The organism is Mesorhizobium sp. B2-1-8, assembly GCF_006442545.2.
Lineage (GTDB): Bacteria > Pseudomonadota > Alphaproteobacteria > Rhizobiales > Rhizobiaceae > Mesorhizobium.
In genome coordinates this window covers 417,136-438,239 of sequence record NZ_CP083953.1, presented here as the reverse complement: position 1 = coordinate 438,239, position 21,104 = coordinate 417,136, and the positions used below count along the sequence as shown (strand labels likewise).

At 59.8% G+C, this 21,104-nt stretch carries 18 protein-coding genes and 1 pseudogene; 3 read left to right on the top strand and 16 right to left on the bottom strand.

Annotated elements, in window-relative coordinates; genetic code table 11:
* Positions 1-2 precede the first annotated feature (2 nt).
* The 16 genes and pseudogenes from FJ970_RS33275 to FJ970_RS33200 all read right to left on the bottom strand — a co-directional run bounded on the left by FJ970_RS33275 (position 3) and on the right by FJ970_RS33200 (position 17,092).
* Positions 3-1,007 carry a phosphotransferase family protein gene (locus FJ970_RS33275; RefSeq protein WP_140758413.1) on the bottom strand — a complete coding sequence of 335 codons (1,005 nt, stop codon included), beginning with the start codon at positions 1,005-1,007 and terminating at the stop codon, positions 3-5.
* On the bottom strand, positions 1,004-2,620 hold the full coding sequence (locus tag FJ970_RS33270; RefSeq protein ID WP_140758414.1) for an AMP-binding protein: 1,617 nt from the start codon (positions 2,618-2,620) through the stop codon (positions 1,004-1,006). Before FJ970_RS33270 ends, FJ970_RS33275 begins: the two co-directional genes overlap by 4 nt.
* Before the next feature lie 10 nt (positions 2,621-2,630).
* Positions 2,631-3,836 (bottom strand): annotated as a pseudogene (locus FJ970_RS33265) (acyl-CoA dehydrogenase family protein).
* Positions 3,837-3,844: 8 nt separating this feature from the next.
* Positions 3,845-4,588, bottom strand: coding sequence for an SDR family NAD(P)-dependent oxidoreductase (locus FJ970_RS33260; protein ID WP_140758415.1), 744 nt, complete (start codon positions 4,586-4,588; stop codon positions 3,845-3,847).
* 59 nt (positions 4,589-4,647) lie between these two features.
* Positions 4,648-5,646 carry an NAD(P)H-quinone oxidoreductase gene (locus tag FJ970_RS33255; protein WP_227792284.1) on the bottom strand — a complete coding sequence of 333 codons (999 nt, stop codon included), beginning with the start codon at positions 5,644-5,646 and terminating at the stop codon, positions 4,648-4,650.
* 47 nt (positions 5,647-5,693) lie between these two features.
* Positions 5,694-6,383 (bottom strand): DUF4286 family protein, encoded by a 690-nt coding sequence (locus FJ970_RS33250; protein WP_140758416.1) that lies wholly within the window; start codon positions 6,381-6,383, stop codon positions 5,694-5,696.
* 66 nt (positions 6,384-6,449) lie between these two features.
* Positions 6,450-7,220, bottom strand: coding sequence for an SDR family NAD(P)-dependent oxidoreductase (locus FJ970_RS33245; RefSeq protein ID WP_140758417.1), 771 nt, complete (start codon positions 7,218-7,220; stop codon positions 6,450-6,452).
* Positions 7,221-7,286: 66 nt separating this feature from the next.
* The gene (locus FJ970_RS33240) at positions 7,287-8,174 is read right to left on the bottom strand and encodes an SDR family NAD(P)-dependent oxidoreductase (protein WP_140758418.1); all 888 of its coding nucleotides are present in this window, start codon (positions 8,172-8,174) and stop codon (positions 7,287-7,289) included.
* A 176-nt stretch (positions 8,175-8,350) separates the two neighbouring features.
* Entirely contained in the window at positions 8,351-9,103 is a 753-nt protein-coding gene (locus tag FJ970_RS33235; RefSeq protein ID WP_181178533.1) for an SDR family NAD(P)-dependent oxidoreductase, read from the bottom strand.
* Between the two features lie 94 nt (positions 9,104-9,197).
* A complete protein-coding gene (gene dld / locus FJ970_RS33230; protein WP_140758420.1) occupies positions 9,198-10,922 on the bottom strand; it encodes a D-lactate dehydrogenase in 1,725 nt (574 codons plus the stop codon).
* 41 nt (positions 10,923-10,963) lie between these two features.
* On the bottom strand, positions 10,964-11,770 hold the full coding sequence (locus FJ970_RS33225; RefSeq protein ID WP_140758421.1) for a type I 3-dehydroquinate dehydratase: 807 nt from the start codon (positions 11,768-11,770) through the stop codon (positions 10,964-10,966).
* A gap of 59 nt (positions 11,771-11,829) precedes the next feature.
* Positions 11,830-12,672 (bottom strand): fumarylacetoacetate hydrolase family protein, encoded by an 843-nt coding sequence (locus tag FJ970_RS33220; RefSeq protein ID WP_140758422.1) that lies wholly within the window; start codon positions 12,670-12,672, stop codon positions 11,830-11,832.
* A gap of 294 nt (positions 12,673-12,966) precedes the next feature.
* The gene (locus tag FJ970_RS33215) at positions 12,967-13,983 is read right to left on the bottom strand and encodes an FAD/NAD(P)-binding oxidoreductase (RefSeq protein WP_140758423.1); all 1,017 of its coding nucleotides are present in this window, start codon (positions 13,981-13,983) and stop codon (positions 12,967-12,969) included.
* The gene (locus FJ970_RS33210) at positions 13,976-15,370 is read right to left on the bottom strand and encodes an NAD(P)/FAD-dependent oxidoreductase (protein WP_140758424.1); all 1,395 of its coding nucleotides are present in this window, start codon (positions 15,368-15,370) and stop codon (positions 13,976-13,978) included. Before FJ970_RS33210 ends, FJ970_RS33215 begins: the two co-directional genes overlap by 8 nt.
* Complete coding sequence (locus FJ970_RS33205) at positions 15,370-16,188, bottom strand: choline/ethanolamine kinase family protein (RefSeq protein WP_140758425.1); 819 nt, start codon at positions 16,186-16,188, stop codon at positions 15,370-15,372. The genes FJ970_RS33210 and FJ970_RS33205 overlap by 1 nt, the downstream gene beginning before the upstream one ends.
* A 115-nt stretch (positions 16,189-16,303) precedes the next feature.
* Positions 16,304-17,092 carry a DeoR/GlpR family DNA-binding transcription regulator gene (locus FJ970_RS33200; RefSeq protein ID WP_140758426.1) on the bottom strand — a complete coding sequence of 263 codons (789 nt, stop codon included), beginning with the start codon at positions 17,090-17,092 and terminating at the stop codon, positions 16,304-16,306.
* Between the two features lie 536 nt (positions 17,093-17,628).
* Here FJ970_RS33200 and FJ970_RS33195 point away from each other — a divergent pair.
* From FJ970_RS33195 to FJ970_RS33185, 3 genes are all read left to right on the top strand, one after another.
* Positions 17,629-19,209, top strand: a complete 1,581-nt coding sequence (locus FJ970_RS33195) for an ABC transporter substrate-binding protein (RefSeq protein WP_140758427.1) — start codon at positions 17,629-17,631, stop codon at positions 19,207-19,209.
* 94 nt (positions 19,210-19,303) lie between these two features.
* Positions 19,304-20,263, top strand: a complete 960-nt coding sequence (locus tag FJ970_RS33190) for an ABC transporter permease (RefSeq protein WP_140758428.1) — start codon at positions 19,304-19,306, stop codon at positions 20,261-20,263.
* Between the two features lie 18 nt (positions 20,264-20,281).
* Complete coding sequence (locus tag FJ970_RS33185) at positions 20,282-21,103, top strand: ABC transporter permease (RefSeq protein ID WP_415752067.1); 822 nt, start codon at positions 20,282-20,284, stop codon at positions 21,101-21,103.
* Position 21,104 lies beyond the last annotated feature (1 nt).

Sequence of the window (21,104 nt, the reverse complement as noted above, 5' to 3'; positions counted from 1 at the left end):
TTTCAACTCGGAATAACGGATTCGGCCCTAGCAGCGAAATGGGCGGCCAGCGGAGCGAGAGAAGTGGCGTCGTGATCTGAAGCGGTCCCCGCTCGCGCACGATCGGCAATTCCCACGAATATGACCGCGAAACGGAAGAGCGCGAAGGCGCCGTGGAAGGCCGTCAGCTCGGCCGTTGGAACAGCACTCCGGTAGTAGGCCCGCACGAATTGCTCTTCGTCGGGCAGACCGAGTGCCCGCCAGTCCCCGCCAAGTATGCCGCCATACTCGTCCGGTGCCGTACGCCATGGCATGCAACAGAAGGCAAGGTCTGCCAGAGGGTGCCCAAGTGTCGAAAGCTCCCAGTCGAGGATCGCAACGACCTCATTCCGCTGCGGGTGGAAGAGGATGTTTCCAAGACGGAAGTCGCCGTGGGCAATCGAAACTCGACCGTCGTCGTCCAGCTGGTTGGCTTTTAGCCATGCAATGACTCGGTCGAGCGCGGGGATCCTGTCGGACGGGGACTCAGCGTACTGCCGCGTCCACCGCGCGATCTGGCGCGCGAAGTAGTTGCCCGGTTTCCCGAAGCCTGAGAGGCCAATTCGCGCGGGCTCGACTGCATGCAGCTTCGCCATCGCGTCGGCCATCGCAAAGTAGAGCGGCTTTCGGTCAACAGGCGAAACGTCAGCCAGCGAAGCGTCGTGAAACACGCGCCCGGCGACACGCTGCATCAGATAAAACGGCGTGCCGACGACCGATGTATCGTCGCAGTACAGGATGGTTTTCGGCACCGGAACTTCCGTATTCTCGAGAGCTTTCATCACCGTGAATTCCCGGTCGATGGCATGCGCGCCCGGAAGGATCTCGCCCGCCGGCTGTTTCCTCAGGACCATGCGTTGACTGCCGTGATCTAGCAAGAAGGTCGGGTTCGATTGGCCGCCGCCGATCCTCTCGATGACAAGCTCTCCTCGTCCGAACTGTTGGTTCAGAAACGTGCCGAGCCGCGCTTCCGAGAACTCGGCAGTCATGAAACTCCGTCCCGGTCTGCCAATGCGCGAGCCTCCTCGCGCAGGAGAAATTTCTGGATCTTGCCGGTGGCGGTCTTCGGAAGCTCGCTGAACATGAACAGCGTCGGCACCTTGAAGCCTGCCAGTTCATGTTTGCAGAAGGCTCGCAGTTCCTCGACCGTGACCATCAACCCGTCGCGTACTTCGATGAACGCGACCGGTGTCTCGCCCCATTTTTCGTGTGGCGCGGCCACGACCGCAGCCAACAGCACAGCGGGATGGCGATGGAGGACGCCTTCGACCTCAAGGCTGGAGATGTTCTCACCGCCGGAGATGATGATGTCCTTGGAACGATCCCGAATCTCGATGTTGCCATCGGGATGGCAAACGGCGAGGTCTCCCGTTCGGAACACCCCGCCCTCGAACGCCTTCTCCGTCGCGGCCGCATCCCGGTAGTACCCTGCCATCATCGTGTTGCCGGCGAGCGCGATCTCTCCCATGGTGATGCTATCGGCTGGCACTTCGCGACCCTGCTCGTCGATCACCTTGATGCGGTTCGCAGTGATATGGCGAACTCCCTGTTTCGCAAGTTCGACGGCCTTCCGCACCGCAGACAATCCTGTTTCGTATTCGTCCAGCTGACGCAGCGTTTCCGGCCCGTAGGATTCGGTAAGGCCATACAAATGCGTGAGGTCAAAACCGAGCGCGTCGAGTTCGGCGATGAGAGCGCTCGTCGGCGCCGCGCCTCCGGTCGCGACCATTACCCTGTCTCCCGCCAGCCGCATTTCACGGGCCGGATGGTTCAGCATCATGTAGAGGACAACGGGCGCGCAGGAGAGATGCGTGACCTTGTGCTCGGCGATCGCCGGGAAGATCAGGGCCGGTTCCGGTCGATCGAGACAGACATGTAGCCCACCCGCCGCGGTGACGGCCCAGGTGTGGCACCAGCCGTTGCAATGGAACATGGGCAGGGTCCAGAGATAAACGGATCTCGGAGTGAGACCAAGCGCGAGCACGTTGCCGATGGCATTCAGGTACGCCCCGCGGTGGTGATAGACGACGCCCTTGGGCTTGCCCGTGGTTCCCGAGGTGTAGTTGAGGCAAAGCGGCTGCCATTCATCGAATACGGCACCGACAGGAAGCTCGTGCGGGTTGCCCCCATCAGTGAGGACGTCGAGCCCTTCGGCCAAGTTTTCAAGGCAATCGGCCAGCCAGTGCAACTCGACGGAAGCCGAGGTCGCGGCGGCCTGGGCGACCTTCCAAAACGCCTGCTCGGATATCATGAGCCGGCATTGCGAATGCTTCAGGATATACCCGACCGTCTCGACATCGAGACGGGTGTTAATCGTGTTCAACACCGCACCGATCATCGGGACTGCATAGTGCGCAGCCAGCATCTCGGGCCGGTTCGACGCCCTGACAGATATGACTTCGCCCGGCTGGGCACCTTTTTCCAGAAGGAACACTGCCAGACGTGCCACGATCCGGTCGAACTCGCGATATGTCCACAGGCGCCCGTTCCAGGCAATGGCAGGTCGCGCCGGGAAGACTTCGACAGCGCGCCTGAAGAACTCCAACGGGGTCAGCGGAACGTGATTGGCGACACGTGGCCGCAGATACTCCTCCACCTGCATGCTGCTCTCCCTATCCGGCTACGGGCCAGCTCCAGAAGTTATTGCCCTCCGCGACGAAGTGGTTGTTCAGCACCATCTTGTGGACTTCGTCGGCGCCATCGACGAGACGTGCCTGCCGCGCATAGCGGTATATCCATTCAAGCACGGTGTCCTTGGAGTAGCCACGGGCCCCGTTGATCTGGATTGCCGCGTCTGCGGCCTGGTGAAGGAGATTGGCGACGTGGATCTTCGCCATGGAGACTTCCTTGCGGGCGAAGGAACCCTGATCGAGGGCCCATGCTGCCTTCATCACCAGCATCCGTCCGATCTCGATCTTCATGGCAAGATCGCCGATCATCATCTTGATTGATTCCCGATCCGCGAGGCGGACACCGAATCCTGTCCGTTAGGCTGCATAGGCCTGGGCGATCTCGACACAGCGCTTCGATAGCCCGAGCCATCGCATGCAGTGTGTGAGCCGTGCAGGCCCGAGCCTGATCTGGGCCGCCTTGAGCCCGTCGCCCTCTTTCATCAAGATGTTCTCCTCTGGAACCTCCAGAGCGTCGAAGACGAGCTCGCAGTGGCCACCGTGTTCCTCAGGCCCCATGATCGGGATGCGACGTTCGATGCGCCAGCCCGGCTGATCCCGATCGAACAGAAAAGCCGTCAGGCCTTTACGGGGATCGTCCGAAGTCTTAGCTATGAGAATGAAGTGCTGCGCCTCCTCGGCCCCGGTGATGAACCATTTCCCGCCGGTGATCGTGTACTTGCCGCCCCGTTTCTGCGCTGTTGTGCGAATCATCGCGGGATCGGAAGCGCCACCAGGCATCGGCTCGGTCATTGCGAACGACGAGCGGATACGTCCCTCGACGATCGGCTTCAGCCACCGCTCCTTCTGCGCATCGGTTGCGACCGCTTCCAGAAGCATCATGTTGCCGTCATCTGGCGCGGCCGAATTGAAGATCACCGGTCCGAAAATCGACCTGTTCATCGCTTCGTAGCAGATTGCTATACCGACTTTTCCAAGACCTTGCCCGCCGGTCTCCGGCTTGAGCTGCAGGCACCAGAGCCCTTCGGCGCGCGCTTTCACACGCAAGCGATCCAGAACGTCGATTCTGATGTTGTCGTGCGCGTCGTAGCTGGCGCGATCAGCCTCGAGTGGAACAGCATGTTGATTAATGAAAGTCGCGACGCGGCTCCGAAAGTCTTCAATATGAGGGCTGATCTTGAAATCCATGTCCAATCCTAAAGCGATGAGACGAGATGGCCGCCGTCGACGACGATCGATGAGCCTGTGATGTATCGGCCCGCCTCCGTCGCCAGCAGAAGCAGTGCTCCGTCGAGATCTTCCATTTTCCCCAGGCGGCGCTGGGGTATCCGCTTGAGGAGGGCCAGCCCGGCTTCGCTTGCGAAGAATGCTCGGTTGAGATCGGTTTCGATATACCCGGGGCATAGGGAGTTCACCCGGATGCCGTGGCGTGCCCATTCGAGGGCGAGAGCCTCGGTGAGGTGCACGACGCCCGCTTTGCTCGTGGCGTAGCTCGCCAGAGAGCCTGCAACGCGGTGCCCGAGAATGGAGCCGATGTTGATGATCGAACCGCCTTTCCCGTGCGCTTCCATTTTTCGGGCGGCTGCCTGGGCCACCAGGAACACACCCTTGAGATTGGTGGCCATGACCACGTCCCATTCGTTGGCCGACACGTCCAACGCTGGCTTCATGTCGGAAAGACCCGCATTGTTGACGACGACATCGATGTGCAACCCCAAATCGTCAATCACCGAAAAGGCAGCGTTGACGGACCGCGGATCCGTTACGTCGAGCGAGACAGGGTGGGCGACGCCTCCACGAGCCTCGATCTCGGCAGCCAAGGTGTGCAGTTCATCCGTGCGCCGGGCCGCAACCACAACAGTGAAGCTTCTGGACCCGAGCAACCTTGCGAAGTGTTGCCCCAGCCCCGAAGAAGCTCCCGTGATCAATGCGGTTGGCAAGTCAGCAACTCATCATTTGGCATTGTTCATCCCTTGACCGCATAGGACACACGCGGATATCAACCAGCGTTGAGTACAATCTTGCCAATATGCTTGTCCGATTCCATAAATCGGTGTGCATCGCTAGCTTGGGCAAGAGGAAATACTTCGTGAATGAGAGGCTTGAAATCCCCACGCTCTATGATCGGCCAGACGTTCTCTTTCAGAGCGGTTGCGAGGACTCGCTTGTCCTCTCTGCTGCGCACACGCAGAGTTCCGCCAGTCACAACCAGTTGCTTCGACAATATGTCCGTAAGATCTATTTGAACTCGGCTACCTCTAAGAAAATATATCTGGGACATCCGGCCTTTTCTTCGGAGAAGCTTCAGGTTCCGAGCGGTGTAATCGCCGCCGACCATATCCAGGATCACATCAGCTCCGCACGTGCGTGACAGAATCTCTTCAACAAAGTCAGCTTTGTTATAGTTGATTGCGTATTCTGCACCAAGGGAAACACAGGTCGCGCACTTTTCATCCGTCGAAGCCGTAGCGAACACTCGGGCACCCATCGCAGTGCAAATCTGGATCGCGGTCGTACCGATACCGCTTGCGCCGCCATGCACCAGGAACACTTCTTTCGGCTGCAGGGCGCACTGCTGGAACACGTTGGCCCAAACCGTAAAGCATGTCTCTGGAAGGGCTGCCGCTTCGACCAGCGAGAGACCCGCTGGAACTGGCAAACACTGGACGGCCGGGGCGGAGACGTACTCCGCGTAGCCGCCTCCGTTGACGAGGGCGCAGACCGCATTCCCCACGCGCGGCCACTCGACGCCCGGCGACACGGCAACTATCTCGCCTGAAACCTCGAGACCAGGCAAATCGGATGCTCCGTCGGGAGGTGGATACAACCCCTTTCGCTGGAGGACGTCAGGTCGATTTACACCAGCTGCTGCGACGCGGATGAGCACTTCGCCTGCGCCCGGGTGGGGCCGGGGGCGTCGCACAGGTTTCAACACTTCAGGCGGGCCGGATTGCGAAATCTCAACGGCGAGCATGTCGGCTGTGTCGCGGTCGGGCATGTCTTTGTCACTTCCACGCCAGAGGATCGATTGTCGGCCTCGAGCGCTCAACCATGGCGCGTCAGTCCGTATTGGAATGAGTAAAGGCCCCTACGAGCGCGGCCTTCGGCTCCTGCTGAAGCAAGCAGTTCGTCGCTGATTTCCGCGGCGCCCACGCTGTCCAGCGGCTCCGGGTCTTGGTTGCCTTCCATGACGATCAACCAGTCAGGTCCAATTTCCTGGCCGGGTTCAACTTTGAACTGGATGCCCTGATTGGCAGACGCGTGCATTGCGCGCTGGTCGATACGCAGAAGGCGCGCGCTTGCAATTCCGGGCACATCGGCCAAGGCTGGAAGAATCCCGTGCGCCAGCAGGCGCCGCATTTCTGCTTCCCGTCCGGTCTCCACCGTGAATCGTATCGACAGGGCTGAGCCGCCCTGGCCATGCCCATAGGCACAGAGCACTCGAAAGATTGCTCGGCTATTGTTGATGAGATCGTGGCGCAGGGACCATTCGCTTTCGAAGCGGATGCAGTTCATGTACTCCGGGCCTGAAACGGTATCTGGGCTGCGCGTTTCGTAGAGAACCATGAATTGACGTTCGGCACGCAGAGCCTTGAAGCGGCGACCGGACAGAAAGCCTGCGTTTCCCAGACGTTCAGGAATGTGCTCGCGATTGTGCCACTCATAGAAGTCGTCAAGCCGATCGGGAGCAATATCAAACCAAAGCCCCAGAAGACCGTCGCCTGCCAATGCCATTGAACCGTTCCTTGATAGTGCCGCTGGGGAGCTTAAGTCTCATTCTGGATCCACAGGGACGAGATTCTAGATTCGCGCGTGGCGTCCGCCATCTATGAGGTGATGCGATCCGGTGACGTAGCTGGCTTCGTCAGATGCCAGAAAGCCCACGATCCCTGCCACTTCGTCAGGCAAACCGTAGCGACCGAGGGGAATGTTGGCAGCGCCTTGCGCCTCGTCGGTCCCGTAGCTGCCATCGAGTGAGTCGATCATTCTGCTGCGGATTGGCCCCGGGTTGATGCAGTTGACGCGCACGCCCTTGCCGGCGACCTCAAGAGCGGCACTGCGCGTGAGCCCGAGAACTGCGTGTTTGCTGGCCACATAGGCCGAGATGTCCGGCGCTCCTGCGAGTCCGACCGCGCTCGACGAGTTTATGATGCTCCCGGAGCGCTGAGCGATCATGACCGGCATCACGTGTCTGAGGCCCAGGAACACGCCTTCGACATTGACGGACATCACCCGTCGGAGTTCCGCCAGCGACAGTTCATGGATCGGTTTCACCGGGCCCTCTATGCCAGCATTGTTGAAGAAGATGTCGATGCGGCCGCCGAAAGACCCGATCGCGTATGCGACGTAGGCCGCCACCTGCTCCTCCACCGTCACATCCGCCTCGAACGTGACGATGCTCGCGCCTGCCAGGGCGGATCTGAACAAAGAAAAATCGGTGCCGGGGCGATCTACCGCGACGATACGCGCGCCCCTTTTTGCAAGAAGCCTGGCGGACGCAGTGCCGATTGCACCCACCGCACCGGTGATCAATGCGACCTTTCCTTCAAGGCTTACGCGACCTTCGGCCATTTTTCCTCCAGCTTATCTCCAGGAAGGATGTGCGACAGCAGGTGATTCCACCCCGTGCCAAATGCTCTAGCTGCGCATTTTCGCATCAATGCCGGCGCTGCCTTCCCGCTTGTTCTTGTTGATCTTCTCCATCGCAAGATCGATCGCGTGACCGCGCCCGCGTTCGGGTTCCCAGTTTCCCACACTTGCGCCTCCGTCGACCACCAGGGCATGGCCGGTCACAAAACTCGCCTCGCCCGACGAGAGCCAGAAACATGCCGCAGCTATGTCCTCCGGCCGTCCTGCGCGACGCAGGGGCTGCATGTCGGAGAACACCTCGAGCGCGACCTCGACCGATCCCTCAAGCGCCTCGCCTGTCAGCCCCAAATCCCGTCCGAAGAGAGGTGTCGCGATGTATCCGGGGCAGATGCAGTTGACACGCACGTTTGCTGCGGCCAGCTCGAGCGAGGCCGTCTTTGTCAGATGCACGACGGCTGCTTTCGCCGCGCTGTAGATGTGGTCGGAATTAATGTGGGTCGCTATCCCGGCTATGCTGGAAATGTTGATGATGGATCCAGAGCCCTGGGGAACCATCACGCGCGCGGCGTGCTTCATACCGAGCGCGACGCCCTCGAACAGCACAGCGTTCACCCGCCGCATGCGTTCGTGGTCGAAATCGCGAACCAGCAGTCCGCCATCGCCTATCCCGGCATTGTTGACCATGACGTCAAGCCGACCAAATTCCGCGAGCGTGTAACTTACCAAGGCTTCCACGTCCTCGGCGCGGCCGACGTCGACACGAAGAAAGCGTGCCCGATTCGGGGCGAGGTGGAGACTGCCCGGGGTGAACTCCGTCACGTCCAGACTGCCTATGACCACGCTGTCTCCGGCGGACAGGTGGCGCTTCGCGATGGCCAGGCCGATGCCACTCGTTCCTCCCGTGATCGTAACCACGCGGCGCTTGTACCCTGCCATCGTCCCTCTCTCATCAAAGCTTGGGCAGCCTAGCTCACATTCTGTTATCGATCAATATATCGCGCGTTAGTGATCGGATACGAACAGTGGAACGTGCTGTGCGTGTCCGACTGCGACGGAGTGGCGTCTTGGGTTTGCGTTTCGCCCAAACGGGGGACCGTCCGACAGCGGCCGCTTTACATCGTCGCTCCGTGCGGACCGAGGACCCGCCCGCCATCTACCGGGAAATCAACTCCCGTTATGTAGCTTGACTCATCTGCAGCCAGGAACAGGACAGCGCGCGCAACTTCATCAGGCGCTCCATCACGACCAAGCCATGTGCCATCGTTGGGAGCGACCGGACCGCTCGCAATCATACCGGGGGAGACGCAGTTGGCCGTAATGCCACGCTTGGCATTTTCCATACTGACCGTCTTAGTGAGCATGGTGATCGCGGCCTTTGCCGCCGAATAGTCCGCATATCCGGGTAGCCCGACCAGACCCGCTATCGAGCTGATGTTGAGGATGCGTCCGTATCGCCGGGCTACCATCCCTGCCAGAACAGCCTGCATGCAGCGGATCGTTCCGTAGAGATTGATCTCGATGATTCGTAACCACTGTTCCTCCGGCATCGTCTCCAGAAAATGCTGGCCCTGCGAATCCAGATGTTCCCATGCGCCGGCGTTGTTGATGAGGATGTCGATCTTTCCAAAGTCACGTTCGATCGCGCCAACGACCGATTCGACGCTCTCGCGAGATGTGACGTCCAAAACGTACCCCTGAATATCCAGGCCGCCCTTGCGCCACTCAGATTGTGCCTTCTCGAGAACCTGCGAATTGACGTCGGTGGCAGCCACGCGAACTCCCGCTGCTGCAAACTGGCTGCAAAGTGCCCTCCCGATGCCCCCGCATGCTCCGGTGATGACTGCGGTTCTGTTGGCGAAATTCATTTGTGACACTCCTTGGTACCTGCTGTCTGACAATGGCATCGTTCTAGAATGATGAGCGGGGACGCACGCCCGCTCCGGCACAGGGAACTCCCACCTACGCCCAGTTTCGCTTCTTGCTTGCCCCGCCGATTCCCGGGTTCATCGAATTGGTCGGATCCAGGCTCAGGTAGTGCCGGACCAAGGCGGCTTTCGCGACGTACATGTGCCCGACATTGTGCTCGGACGGCACTTCCGCGCCACGTTCGGTGAAATGCCGGACGAGGCCGCGCTCCACCTCCAGCCAGTCTGCACCTGTGCGGACCGCGTAGTCGTAGTGGAATGTGTGGCACAGGAAATGCCCGCAGGGGAACCGCGCGACGATATCCCTTTTAAGCGCTGTAGGGATGTTGTCTCGCCAATCCTGGGTGTTCCTGGGGAAGGCAACATCCAGGGCCACAAGATTCTCGACTCTGTCTGCATGAACGGCCCGATAGCGAACCGCGGCCGCGCCCAGCACATATCGATGCCGGAAAGCGGATGCAGCCTCGTTCGGTGTGCATTCGAAGAAGTCCAGACGTGAAGAGGCGCGAAGCCCGGCCAGATGCCCACGAAGCTCGGCCGCCGCATTCTTTTCGATCCGCAGGAAGAGATGATACTCATATCTGCCGCACAGCTCTGCCAGACGCGCGGGGAGATGAGGCGGAGCGATATCAGACAAGAACTGAAAAATGCGATCGGAGATAGCGGTTCCGATTCCCATCTTTTCGGTGATCCCGTCGAACCAGCGCTTTGCGTCGAGCGCGAGTGAAATCCGCTTGGCGCCGACATATTTGAGGTAGGCATAGACATCCTTCCCGTACTTCGCCGCGAAATGATGGCCGTCGCGGCTCAGATATTCGCAGGCAATGGGCAGCGGCGAAAACGTTGTGAGAAGATAGCGCCGCAGGTCCGTCAGCACGGAATAATCGTCACTGCCCAGGCAGAAAACGCTATCGCCAGTGGCCTTTTCGAAAGTATCGACCCGAACGGCGAAGGTGCAGACCTTGCCTGCGGCACCGGATGCTCCGAAGAGGAGGCGTGGGTCGTTGTTGAACCTCGCCGGCGTGTCCTCGTCTATTTCCCTGACGATCCGCGCATAGTCGGGATCCGATGCCAACCGACCATCGTCCCAAATGACATTGTCGTCGCAATAATCCTTGTTGTCGAGCCGCGCCAGAATTTCTTCAGCGCTGTCGCCCAGCCGGATGCCGAGCTCGTTTACGAGTTCCGCCTCACCCTTCTCGTTTATTCGGGCGTACAGGGCCAGTTGGGTATAGGCGGGACCTCGACGCAGCAACGCGCCACCGGAATTATTGGATATGCCCCCGACGACAGTCGCACCGATGGACGTCGACCCGAGCACGGAGTGCGGTTCCCGCCCCACTGGGGCCAGCAGTTGTTCCAGCGATCGCAACCGTGAACCCGGGAAGCAGAGTGCCTGGCGGCATCCTCCGAGAAGGTCGATCCGATCGATCCGTATGCCGCTGACCAAGACAATACCGCGGTCATACCCCTCGCCGAAAGGCGTCGACCCGCCGTTCAGCCCGGTATTGGCCGCCTGCATGATGATGATCTGGTCGAACTCGACGCAGAGCTTAAAGACACGCCAGAGCTCCAAAAGCGAGCCTGGACGCACAACCGCGTTTACGATGCCGTCTCCATACCGGTAGCCACGGACGAAAGGGCGCTGCTTACGGGGCGCGACAAGCACATGCCGTGGGCCGACGATTGCCCGAAGGCGGGATCGCAGCGTCTCGACATCATTGTTTTGCCCGCCCGGCTCCGCCAATGCGAAGGCCATGAGAACTCAACTCCCTATCCCTCACGCCAGCGTCGGCTTGCTCAGAAAGGCGCGATGGTCGAGGTCGCGGGGTCCCGCGCCATGGTCCAGTCGACATTGGAATAAACGGCGCGAGCGCTTCGGAGCAGAACCTGCTCCCTGTGGCTGCCCGCCGTGAACTGCTGAACGCACAGCGCATATTCCGCGCCGAGCATCGGCGCCATCATGCGATGCCGTTTGCCGTATTGCCCCATGCAGATGTAGATGTACGGTATATTCAAAGCACTGCGCAGAGAGATCGTCGTGTGGAAGACGCTGTCCGCCTCTTCTTCACTGTTGGCGCACATGGCAATCTTGACCATGTCGGCACCGATCGACTGCAGCGCGCGGAAGTGCTCGATGGTCTCTTCGGTGGTCATGAATTTCCACGTGTGAGAGGATGCGAGGACCTTCGCGCCCATGCCGTGGATGCGTTCGACCAGCGCCTTCTGCTTGGCAAGCGCCGCCACATCGCTCGTGAGTTCAATGGGGGACGGGTCGTAGAGGTCCCCCATAAGGTCCACCATATCCGCCCCGGCACGCACCGATGCGATAAGGCTTTCGACGATCTCCTCGTCCGTGATCGGCGGGAGATCGGGCCGCTGATCCCTGTAGTTCATTGCAAGGACCGGCTTGTCGCCAGCGTAGTTGAACAGGGCGCGAAGCTTCTCTTCCGAGCGCTCGGCGAGATCAAGTGTGTTGATCATAATGCCATATGCGTCCGTGCCTTCGTATTCCGCGTTACGGAAGGTGCCGATACACCCCTCTGTGGTGTGATCATGCGCAATTGTCAGTGTCTTGGGTGCTATATAGGTTGGATACTTGTCCATTTTCCGGCCTTTGGGTGCTTGCGCAGACGAGTTGTCTGCATCAATCGAAGCAATGATGGCTATTGCACGCGTCTGCAGAGCTGGCGCTGCTCACCCAGTCCTTCGACGCCCAGGGTAACCACGTCGCCTTCCTGCAGATATTGTGGAGGGTTCATGCCCAAGCCCACGCCCGCAGGCGTTCCCGTGGCGAGGATGTCTCCGGGCTTGAGCGTCATGAATTGGGTGACGTAACTGATCAGAAAGGCGGGCTTGAACACCATCTTGCCCGTCGAGCTGTGCTGCTTGGGAGCGCCGTTCACGGATAGCCAGATGCCGCGGTCTTCAATTCCGACGGCCTCGTCCGCCGTTACAAGCCAGGGGCCGATGGGCCCGAAGGTGTCGTGACTCTTGCCCTTGGTCCACTGTCCCTGGCGATGCATCTGAAACTCACGCTCGGAAAGGTCGTTGAGCACGCAATAGCCGGCGACATGGTCGAGAGCCTTCGCCTCAGTGACATATTTCGCTTCTTTCCCGATGACGATCCCGAGTTCGACTTCCCAGTCCACTCGAGAAGCGCCGCGGGGAATCTCGATGTCGTCATTGGGGCCGCAAATGGCGCTGACGGCCTTCTGGAAGATGATCGGCTCGGTCGGGAGCGCGAGATTCGCCTCCGCAGCATGATCCGTATAGTTGAGGCCTATACAGATGAACTTGCCGACGTTGCCGACGCATGCCCCGATACGACCAGGCGCGACCAGCGGCAGGCCGGAGGTATCGATGTTCCGGAGAAGGTCTATGCCGCCGCCGGCCAGCATGTCGCTGTCGATATCGGAAACGACCGAAGACAGCGACCGGATGGAGCCCTGCTGATCGACAATTCCCGGCGTTTCGGAGCCAGCAGGACCATAGCGCAACAACTTCATTCCAACTCTCCGGCGGCTGACCCCTGTTCTGAAATGGCTGCCGCTGAGACGCGGCCTGCAAAGGCGGCGCAATGCGGGTGACCGCGAAGCAAGCCCTTGCGCAATAATCCGAAACCTGCGCCACGCCGATGGGACGCGCAGCTTTCCCAACCATTCACCCGAACGCGTGACCATCGGTTCAACCTGAACCATCCGGCTGCACGGTAACTGATGGTCCAAACGGCGTCAATGCAAGTGTCCATTACAAAGGTCTATAATGCGCGTATACGGCATAAATGTGATCATTAATGATCGCTATCGCCACATGACACGCTCCTTCCGGCTCGACCCGATCGAACGGTTGCTACATCCCCGCGCGGTCGACAAATAGCCGGCGACGACCGTTCCAACCTGCCTGCCCTGTCTGGCACAAGTCCCGCTGGCCTTCAGCGGATGAAGCACGTTGCCAGCCGAATAGACCCCCGCAAGACTGGTCGCGTTCTGGTCATCGACAGCCAGGCCGCCGGTTGCCGCATCGATGTCCAAAGGTCCGTTCAGAAGGGCCGAGACTTCCGGGATCCACCCGGCGGTGAACACAACTCCGTCACAAGGAATGATTACGATCACGCCGTTGCGCTCGACTTCGACACCCGAGACGCGATTGTCCTTCGCCTTGATCGCGGCGACGCGGGTCTTGAGGCGAATGTCGATACCGGCGACACGCGCGAGCCAGGCCAAGGGAGAATAAGAGGAGATCCTCGGCTCCTCTTCGATCATCGCACGAACTTTCAGTCTTGCGTGGCGCGCCGTTAACACCGCGGAGAAGGAGACGTGCTCTGTTCCCACCACGACGAGCGATTTCATGTCCGCCGGGAAGGGCACATTCCGAGCCACCATCTGTTGCAGCAACCCTGTCGTAAGCACTCCGACGGCCGGCCGATCGCCAGGAACGAGACGGTTGCCGCGGTTGGCTTCACGGATACCGGTAGCAAGAATGATCGCGCGCGGACGAAGTGTACGGTAGCCGAGTTCGGGACCCGTGAGGGTTGCGACGGGTCCTTCGTCCAGACTAATCAGGGTCGTGCCGCACAGGATGCGCACCTGAGAGGACTCGAGCGGCCGAAGCAGACTTCTGACGAAACCGGGGCCGGAACGAGGGACCGTGAGATAACCTAGTCCGAATCCTGGATGGGAGCAGAATCGGGGCAGGCCACCGGGTGCGTCATCGCGGTCGATGACGAGAATATCCCGAACTCCCCGGCGCGCCATTTCGGTAGCTGCGGCAAGTCCTGCGGGACCGGCACCGACGACAATTACTGCTGGATCACGCATCACTCTTTTGCTTCCTTTGAGCTTCCATGAACATGGCCTGCACTCGGGCTCCGCAATAGAAGCCCTGGCAGCGGCCGAACATCACGCGCGTGCGCCGTTTCAATCCCTTGATCGAGGCCGGCGGTATCGGGGAGTTCAACGCGTCACGGACTTCCCCGACGCTGATCCGCTCGCAATGGCAGATGATCTCGGCATAGGAGGAATCCGCGGCGATGCGGCTGGGATCGGCCCAAGGCCGGACGCTGGTTTCCGAGAGGTCAGATACTCTGACTCCGCGCACGGCTTTCGTCCGCTCGCAATCGAAGACGGCTGGAAAAACGAGCGATGTGACGTACTCCGCGATACCGAGCGCGCCGGAGAAACCGGTCGAACGGATGCCGGCAACAGTCAGCCAACTTTCCGCAAAGCGCGGCCTAATCTGATACTCGCTATGGTTTGTCGCCGGACGCATCCCGGCATAGATCGTGTTCACCGACACAGTTCTCAGCGCGGGCACCATCTGATCGATCGCCTGGCGCAGAGCCGCCAAACCCTCTTTTGTCACGGCGCGGTCATCACGATCAGTGACATCCTCCGCCGTTGGCCCTACAAGCACGTTCCCGAATATAGTGGGTGCGATGAGGATACCGCGCGACGTGGGCGTCGGTGTCGGATAGGCGATAACGTCGTGAATAGCCCGGGCCGGCTTGTCGAGAAGCATGTACTGACCGCGGCGAGGCCGCACGCAAAAGTCGTGATATCCGGCCAGTCCATCAACGATATCGCCGCGCAAGCCGCCCGCGTTGACGACAAGGCCGGCCGTGATGGAGTCGCCCCGATCATTCCAGAGCTGCCAGCCATTCGAGCTACGGTCGGCGCGTGTGACGCGCCAGGGGCGCAAGAATTCGACTCCGTTGGACACGGCATCGAGAACATAGGCATAAGGGGTGGAAAACGGATCTGCGATGATCTCGTCCGGCATCCACTGCGCGCACAACACGCCTGGCCGGAACTGGGGCCAGCGGCGCAGGACCTCCTCGCCCTCGATCAGATGGATGTTGTGAAAACCATCATCGTTCGCCTCGCGCACGAAGTGCTCTACCATCGCTCGCTGCTCAGCTGTCCAAGCCAGCATGAGAGCGCCGGTCTTGCGCATTGGAAGCCCTAACCCGGGCGCTTCTGCCAGATACCGTTGATAGCCTCGAATGACGAGCTGGCGCTCCAAGGTGCCAGCGGGCGTATCGTGTCCCTGGGTCATCAGAGCCGAGTTGCCCTTGCTGGACTCGTCTCCGAAATCCGGGTTGGCCTCCAGCAGCGCGACTTTTAACGGATAGCGCGAGAAATCGCGTGCTATGGCAGTCCCCACCACACCGGCGCCTATGATCGCGATGTCAAACGCGGAGCTCATCAGAATTCGCTCAGCATTCGTTCAACGCAAAGCTGCGTGTAGGCCACCAGGTCACCTTTAGGCCCGCTATGGCGAATTTGCGTCAGACACCAGAGTGCTTCCCGAACCACGAGCGCAATCCGCTGCTGCTCCACCTTCTCCTTGTCATGAGGGCCATAGGCAGACAGTAGCTCGGCAGCCTCCTCTCGATTCAGGTCCGCGTTTGCTATCACGGAAGCAAGATCGATCTCCGGAATGCCCACGCCCCCATATTCCCAATCGATGAGGAGCAACCGGTCATTCACGCGTATGAGGTTCTCCGGGATTATGTCGCAATGCACCAGTCGGTCCCCGCCACTGCTTGGTGAGCCTATACGCGAAATGATCCTGTCGCGCGGCACCGGCAGATCGGCATCCGGAATGCCCTTCAGATAGGCGAGCGACATGGCGACGCCGCACCGCGGCAACAGCCGTCTATCGTTAGCCGGCTCGGCATGGAGACGCCGCAATACATCTGCCGTCTGTCGCAGCGTCGCCGCATTGTGCATGGCACCGGGAGACAGCGTTTCGCCGACGACGAACTCGGTAATCAGCACCCCCTCGCCGGCGAAGTGGACGCGGGGGCTTACATCGCGCTTAGCGGCCAGTCGGACGCAAAGCGTTTCATTGCTTCGGGAAATGCCGTGGTGCGGAAGGTCGGTCCCAACCCTCCCGAAATAGCTTGCGTCACCATCACGAACAAAGAAGTTGGAATTGGTGCGGCCTTCTTCGATACGCCGGAGCTCAGGCGTGGTTTTCCATATGGGAAGGTTGATCAGCAAAGCCTCGGGTGGTGTCATACGTCTTGTCAATCCGAACGTGGGGTCTCGCGCTGCTTGAGGCGGCAGCGGAGGAACAGAGATCAGGGGGCCGGGCGGCTAAAGGGCGATGCAGGATTTCTGGCCAGATAATGCACTACTGGGCCTCAACCGCGGACACGATGTCACGTATCTCCTGGCTTATTGGCAGCGGCACGTCGGCAAGCGGGCAGCCAACGACCAGTTCATGCACCCTGTTGATGGGGAGGCCGCTAACACGTGAAATGGACATAAGCTTCGATCGGGTTGCAACAACCATCACATGCCGGGACTGATCCGCCATTCGGCGTGCCAGCGATGCGTCATGAGCATTGGCGAAGGTCAGCCCCTGCTCCGGGTGCAATCCGTCTGGGGAAATGATGGCGATATCTGCGTTGATTTGGGAGACCATCGTTTCCGCAAACGGCCCGGAAGTCGCGAGCGAGGCCGCTCGGACGAATCCTCCGAGCAGACACGCGGTTATCTTTGGGCTTGCCGTGAGTGTAGACGCTACATTGATTGCAGGCGTAGCGACGAAAAACTCGATATTGCGTTCCACGATGACTTTCGCGACAGCCATCACGGTTGAACCGTCGTTCAAAAACAACGCGCTGCCGGGTGTAAGCCGGGAGACCACCGCTTCTGCTATTGAAATCTTCTCTTCCGTGTCTTTGGCCTCCCGCCGAGCAAAATTCTGCTCAGCTTCCCTCAGGCTGGGCACCGCCGCGCCGCCGCGGCTCCGCTCCAACCCGTCACTCTTTTCAAGCGCTATCAGGTCGCGCCGAATCGTCGCTGGCGATGCGCCGAGAAGGCTGCACAACTCCTCGACGGTCGCTGCTTGCCTTGTGCGCAGGATCCGCTTTATCTCTGCGCGGCGAACGCCAGGTGCTCGATTCGATTTTCCCATAGCTCAATATAGCTCAACATACTCTGATCGACAATCACTATCGATCATAATCCCAGATTCTTATAGCCAGAGCAAGTGACTGTTCCGTCCGGCATGCTTTGAGGCGAATTGAAATTCGGCTGAGGCGGCATGCGACAGAATCGACAACTGGACGCAGCCGCATCCTGCACAAGAATCGCTCACGGCAGAAGCCGTGGTGGCAGACAAGGCAACAAGATTGCCCGCGACGCACATTCTTCGAACGAGCAGCCACGCGCTGGATACCGGGAGCGCGGGCGTGTTCGGAGCGGAGCGACTCTCCCGACCGAACAAGGACGGCATTCAACCGACTCGGGCCCCAACTCGAGTCAGGTTCGCCTCGGCATGGTCCCCCGCCTCCGCGCATTTCACAGTAAAGATTAAAAAGCGCACAACTATGAGCGATAGTGATTGATATAAGGCTTCGAATGGGGTATTTATATCGTAAAAGAGCACGCTGCCGCTTCGGCGGCCGAACGCGCCTGCCATCTGGGAGACCGAAAGAGGAGAAATCGAAAATGCCGACTGAGTTGGAATACCTTAGCCGTAGCGTTGCTGCGGGCAAACTGAGCCGAAGAAATTTCTTAGGCCGGGCCCTCGCCCTGGGCGCCACTGCAAGCTTTGCCAGTTTGCTACTGACAAACGCAGTCAAAGCCGCAGGTCCGGTTCGGGGAGGCATCCTCAAGGCCGGACTGATCGGAAAGGACCCCAGTCTTGATCCTGCTCTTGCCCAAGTGATGACGCAACTCACCTTTCTGAAGTCCTGGGGCGAGGTAATCGTTGAATATGCCCCGGACGGCGGGATTGAATATAGGATCGCGGAGGAGGCCAACGCTTCCAAGGACGCCAAGACCTGGACGCTCAAGATCCGCGACGGTATCGAGTTCCACAACGGCAAGACCGTGACCGCCGAGGATGTTGCCGCCACCCTTGAGCGCCATATGAATCCCAGCTCGAAGTCGGCTGCGTTCAGCTATCTAAAGGGTGTCGAAACCGTAAAGGTCGACGGCAAGGAAGTTGTGATCACGCTCAAGGAGCCGAACGCGGACCTGCCTTATCTCCTCGCGGACTATCATCTGGTCGTGCAGCCGAATGGCGGGAAGGATGACCCGAATGCTGGTATCGGAGCAGGGCCCTACAAGGTCACCGTCAATGAACCGGGAGTGCGTTTCGGCGGTGAACGCTTCGCCAACTATTGGCAGCCCGACAAGATGGGGTTCGCCGACCAGATCGAGATTCTGGCCATTGGCGATACCACGCCCCGTATGGCCGCGCTGCAGAGCGGCCAGGTCCATATGGTCAACGGCATCGACCCGAAGATCGTTGATCGCATCAAGCAGGTGCCGGGGATCACTGTCCGCGAGACTGCCGGTCCGACGCATTTCGTTTTCGACATGGCCTGCGACAAGGCGCCCTTCGACAGCAGGGATCTGCGTATGGCGCTGAAGTTGGCGATCGACCGTGAGGCGATCTTAGAGAAGGTTCTGCTTGGGCACGGTTCGCTTGGCAACGACTTCCCGATCAACGCCTCCTATCCCCTGTTCACCGAGATCGAACAGCGGAAGTATGATCCTGACCAGGCGAAATTCTACTACAAGAAATCCGGCCACGAAGGGCCGCTTGTGTTCAGGGTTTCGGACGTCGCTTTCACGGGCGCGGTTGATGCCGGTCAGCTGTTCCAGTACAGCGCAGCCAAGGCCGGCATCAATATCGAGGTCAAGCGGGAGCCGGCCGACAGCTACTTCGCCGAGGTGGTTGGGAAGCAGCCGTTCTTTGCCGACAATTGGGGCGGACGCTCGACGCAGGATCTCATGTACTCGGTCGCCTACACGTCAACCGCCGCCTGGAACTTCAGCAACTTCCGCAATGAGAAGTTCGACAGCCTGCTCGTCGCAGCACGCGGTGAATTCGACCAAGCCAAGCGCAAGCAGATGTATTATGACATGGCTGTGATCCTGCGTGACGAAGGAGGCATAATCATGCCAGCCTTCATGCACGTGCTCGATGGCACGGGTCCCAATGTCGGCGGGTGGATCGACGATCCGCATCAGCAGTTGATGAATGGCTACGGCTTGGCGAAGTGCTGGTTGACAGCCTGAAACACCTGGTTCTTACAGAGAGGGTGGCGGCTTGGCCCGCCGCCCTCTCCGCCACGACCACGCAGTGGATCCAACCCGTTTCGATAGGCTTCTAATGTCAGCGACAATTTTGAGGCTTGTTGTCCAGCGCATAGCGTTGGGCCTCATCCTATTGTTCGCGGTTTCGATCCTCCTCTTTGCCGGCACCGAACTCCTGCCCGGCGACGTCGCACAACAAATCCTCGGCAAGGAGGCGACGCCCGAAACCCTCGCCAGCCTGCGACTGGAATTGGGCCTCGATCAGCCGGCGCATCTCCGTTACCTGTCCTGGCTGTCGGGGATGCTGCAGGGCGATCTTGGAAAGGAGCTGATCAGCGGCCGCGACATTGGGCCAGCCATCAGCGGCCGGCTCTTCAATACGCTGGTTCTGGCGGCATGGGCCGCTGCCATCGCGGTGCCGCTGTCAGTCGTGCTTGGACTGATTTCCGTACGTTATCGGGACGGCCTTGTGGACCGCTTCATCTCCACGGTCGCTCTTGCGTCGAACTCATTGCCCGAGTTCTTCCTCGGCTATGTCGCCGTCTATTTCTTTGCGGTTAAGTGGCAAATATTTCCCGCCCTCGCGGCCGTGTACGACGGAATGCCCGTAATGGATCGAATCCAGGCGGTCGCCCTGCCCGGCACCGTTCTGGCGCTGATCGTGCTCACACACATGATGCGGATGACCCGGGCGGCGGTCCTCAGCGTCATGCAATCGCCCTTCATCGAGACGGCCAAGCTTAAAGGGCTTCGGCCGATCGAAATCATCCGCAAGCACGCCCTGCCGAATGCAATAGCCCCGATCACGACCGTGATCGTGCTTGAACTGGCCTACCTCGTCGTTGGGGTGGTCGTCGTCGAGATAATATTCGGCTATCCCGGCATGGGACAATATTTGGTCGACCATGTATCGAAGCGCGATGTGCCGGTCGTCCAGGCAGCGGGTTTGATATTTGCGTCCGTATATATCGGCCTCAATACGGTTGCCGACTTGATCGCGATTGTCACCAACCCGCGTCTGAGATACCCGAGATGAGACGTCGCAATGTATAGCCTGAAAAACATTCCGACGGTACCGAAGATCGGCGCGATAATTGTGGTGATCTTCATCATCATCGCGATATTCGGTCCGCTTTTCGCTCCCTACGGAATCGGAGAGGCGGTCGGGGGTGTCTGGGAACCTTCATCCTCAAGGTTCTGGCTGGGTACGGACAGCCTGGGGCGTGATTTGTTCTCACGCATGATCTACGGCACGCGGACAACGCTCCTCATCGCCGCCGTGGCGACTGGATTGTCATTCGCGCTCGGCTCGATATTAGGCTTTCTGGCTGCTGTGGTCGGCGGCTGGTTCGACATGCTCGTTTCCCGCTTCGTCGATGTCGTGATGTCCATCCCGACATTGATTTTCGCGCTGGTCGTGCTGTCGGTTTTGCCGGGGAGCATTACGACAATCATATTGGTGATGGGCATCCTCGACTCCACGCGCGTCTTCCGCCTTAGCCGTGCCGTGGCGGCCGATCTCAATGCAATGGACTTCGTCGAAGTCGCCAAGCTGCGCGGCGAGGGGATATTCTGGATCATTTTCCGGGAGGTCCTTCCCAATTCGCTGCCTCCGTTGATTGCAGAGCTGGGCATGCGGTTCATATTCGCCGTCCTCCTGCTGTCGACCCTGTCGTATCTCGGACTTGGTGTTCAGCCTCCCCAAACGGACTGGGGCAGCATCGTCGGCGATAATAAGGACGGTATCGTGTTTGGCGTGCCGGCAGCTATGATACCAGCGACGGCCATCGCGCTGCTGGCCATTTCGGTCAACCTGGTCGCCGACTGGATCCTCAACATCACCACGAGCCGGAGAGGCGGGCGGCGCGATGATTGAA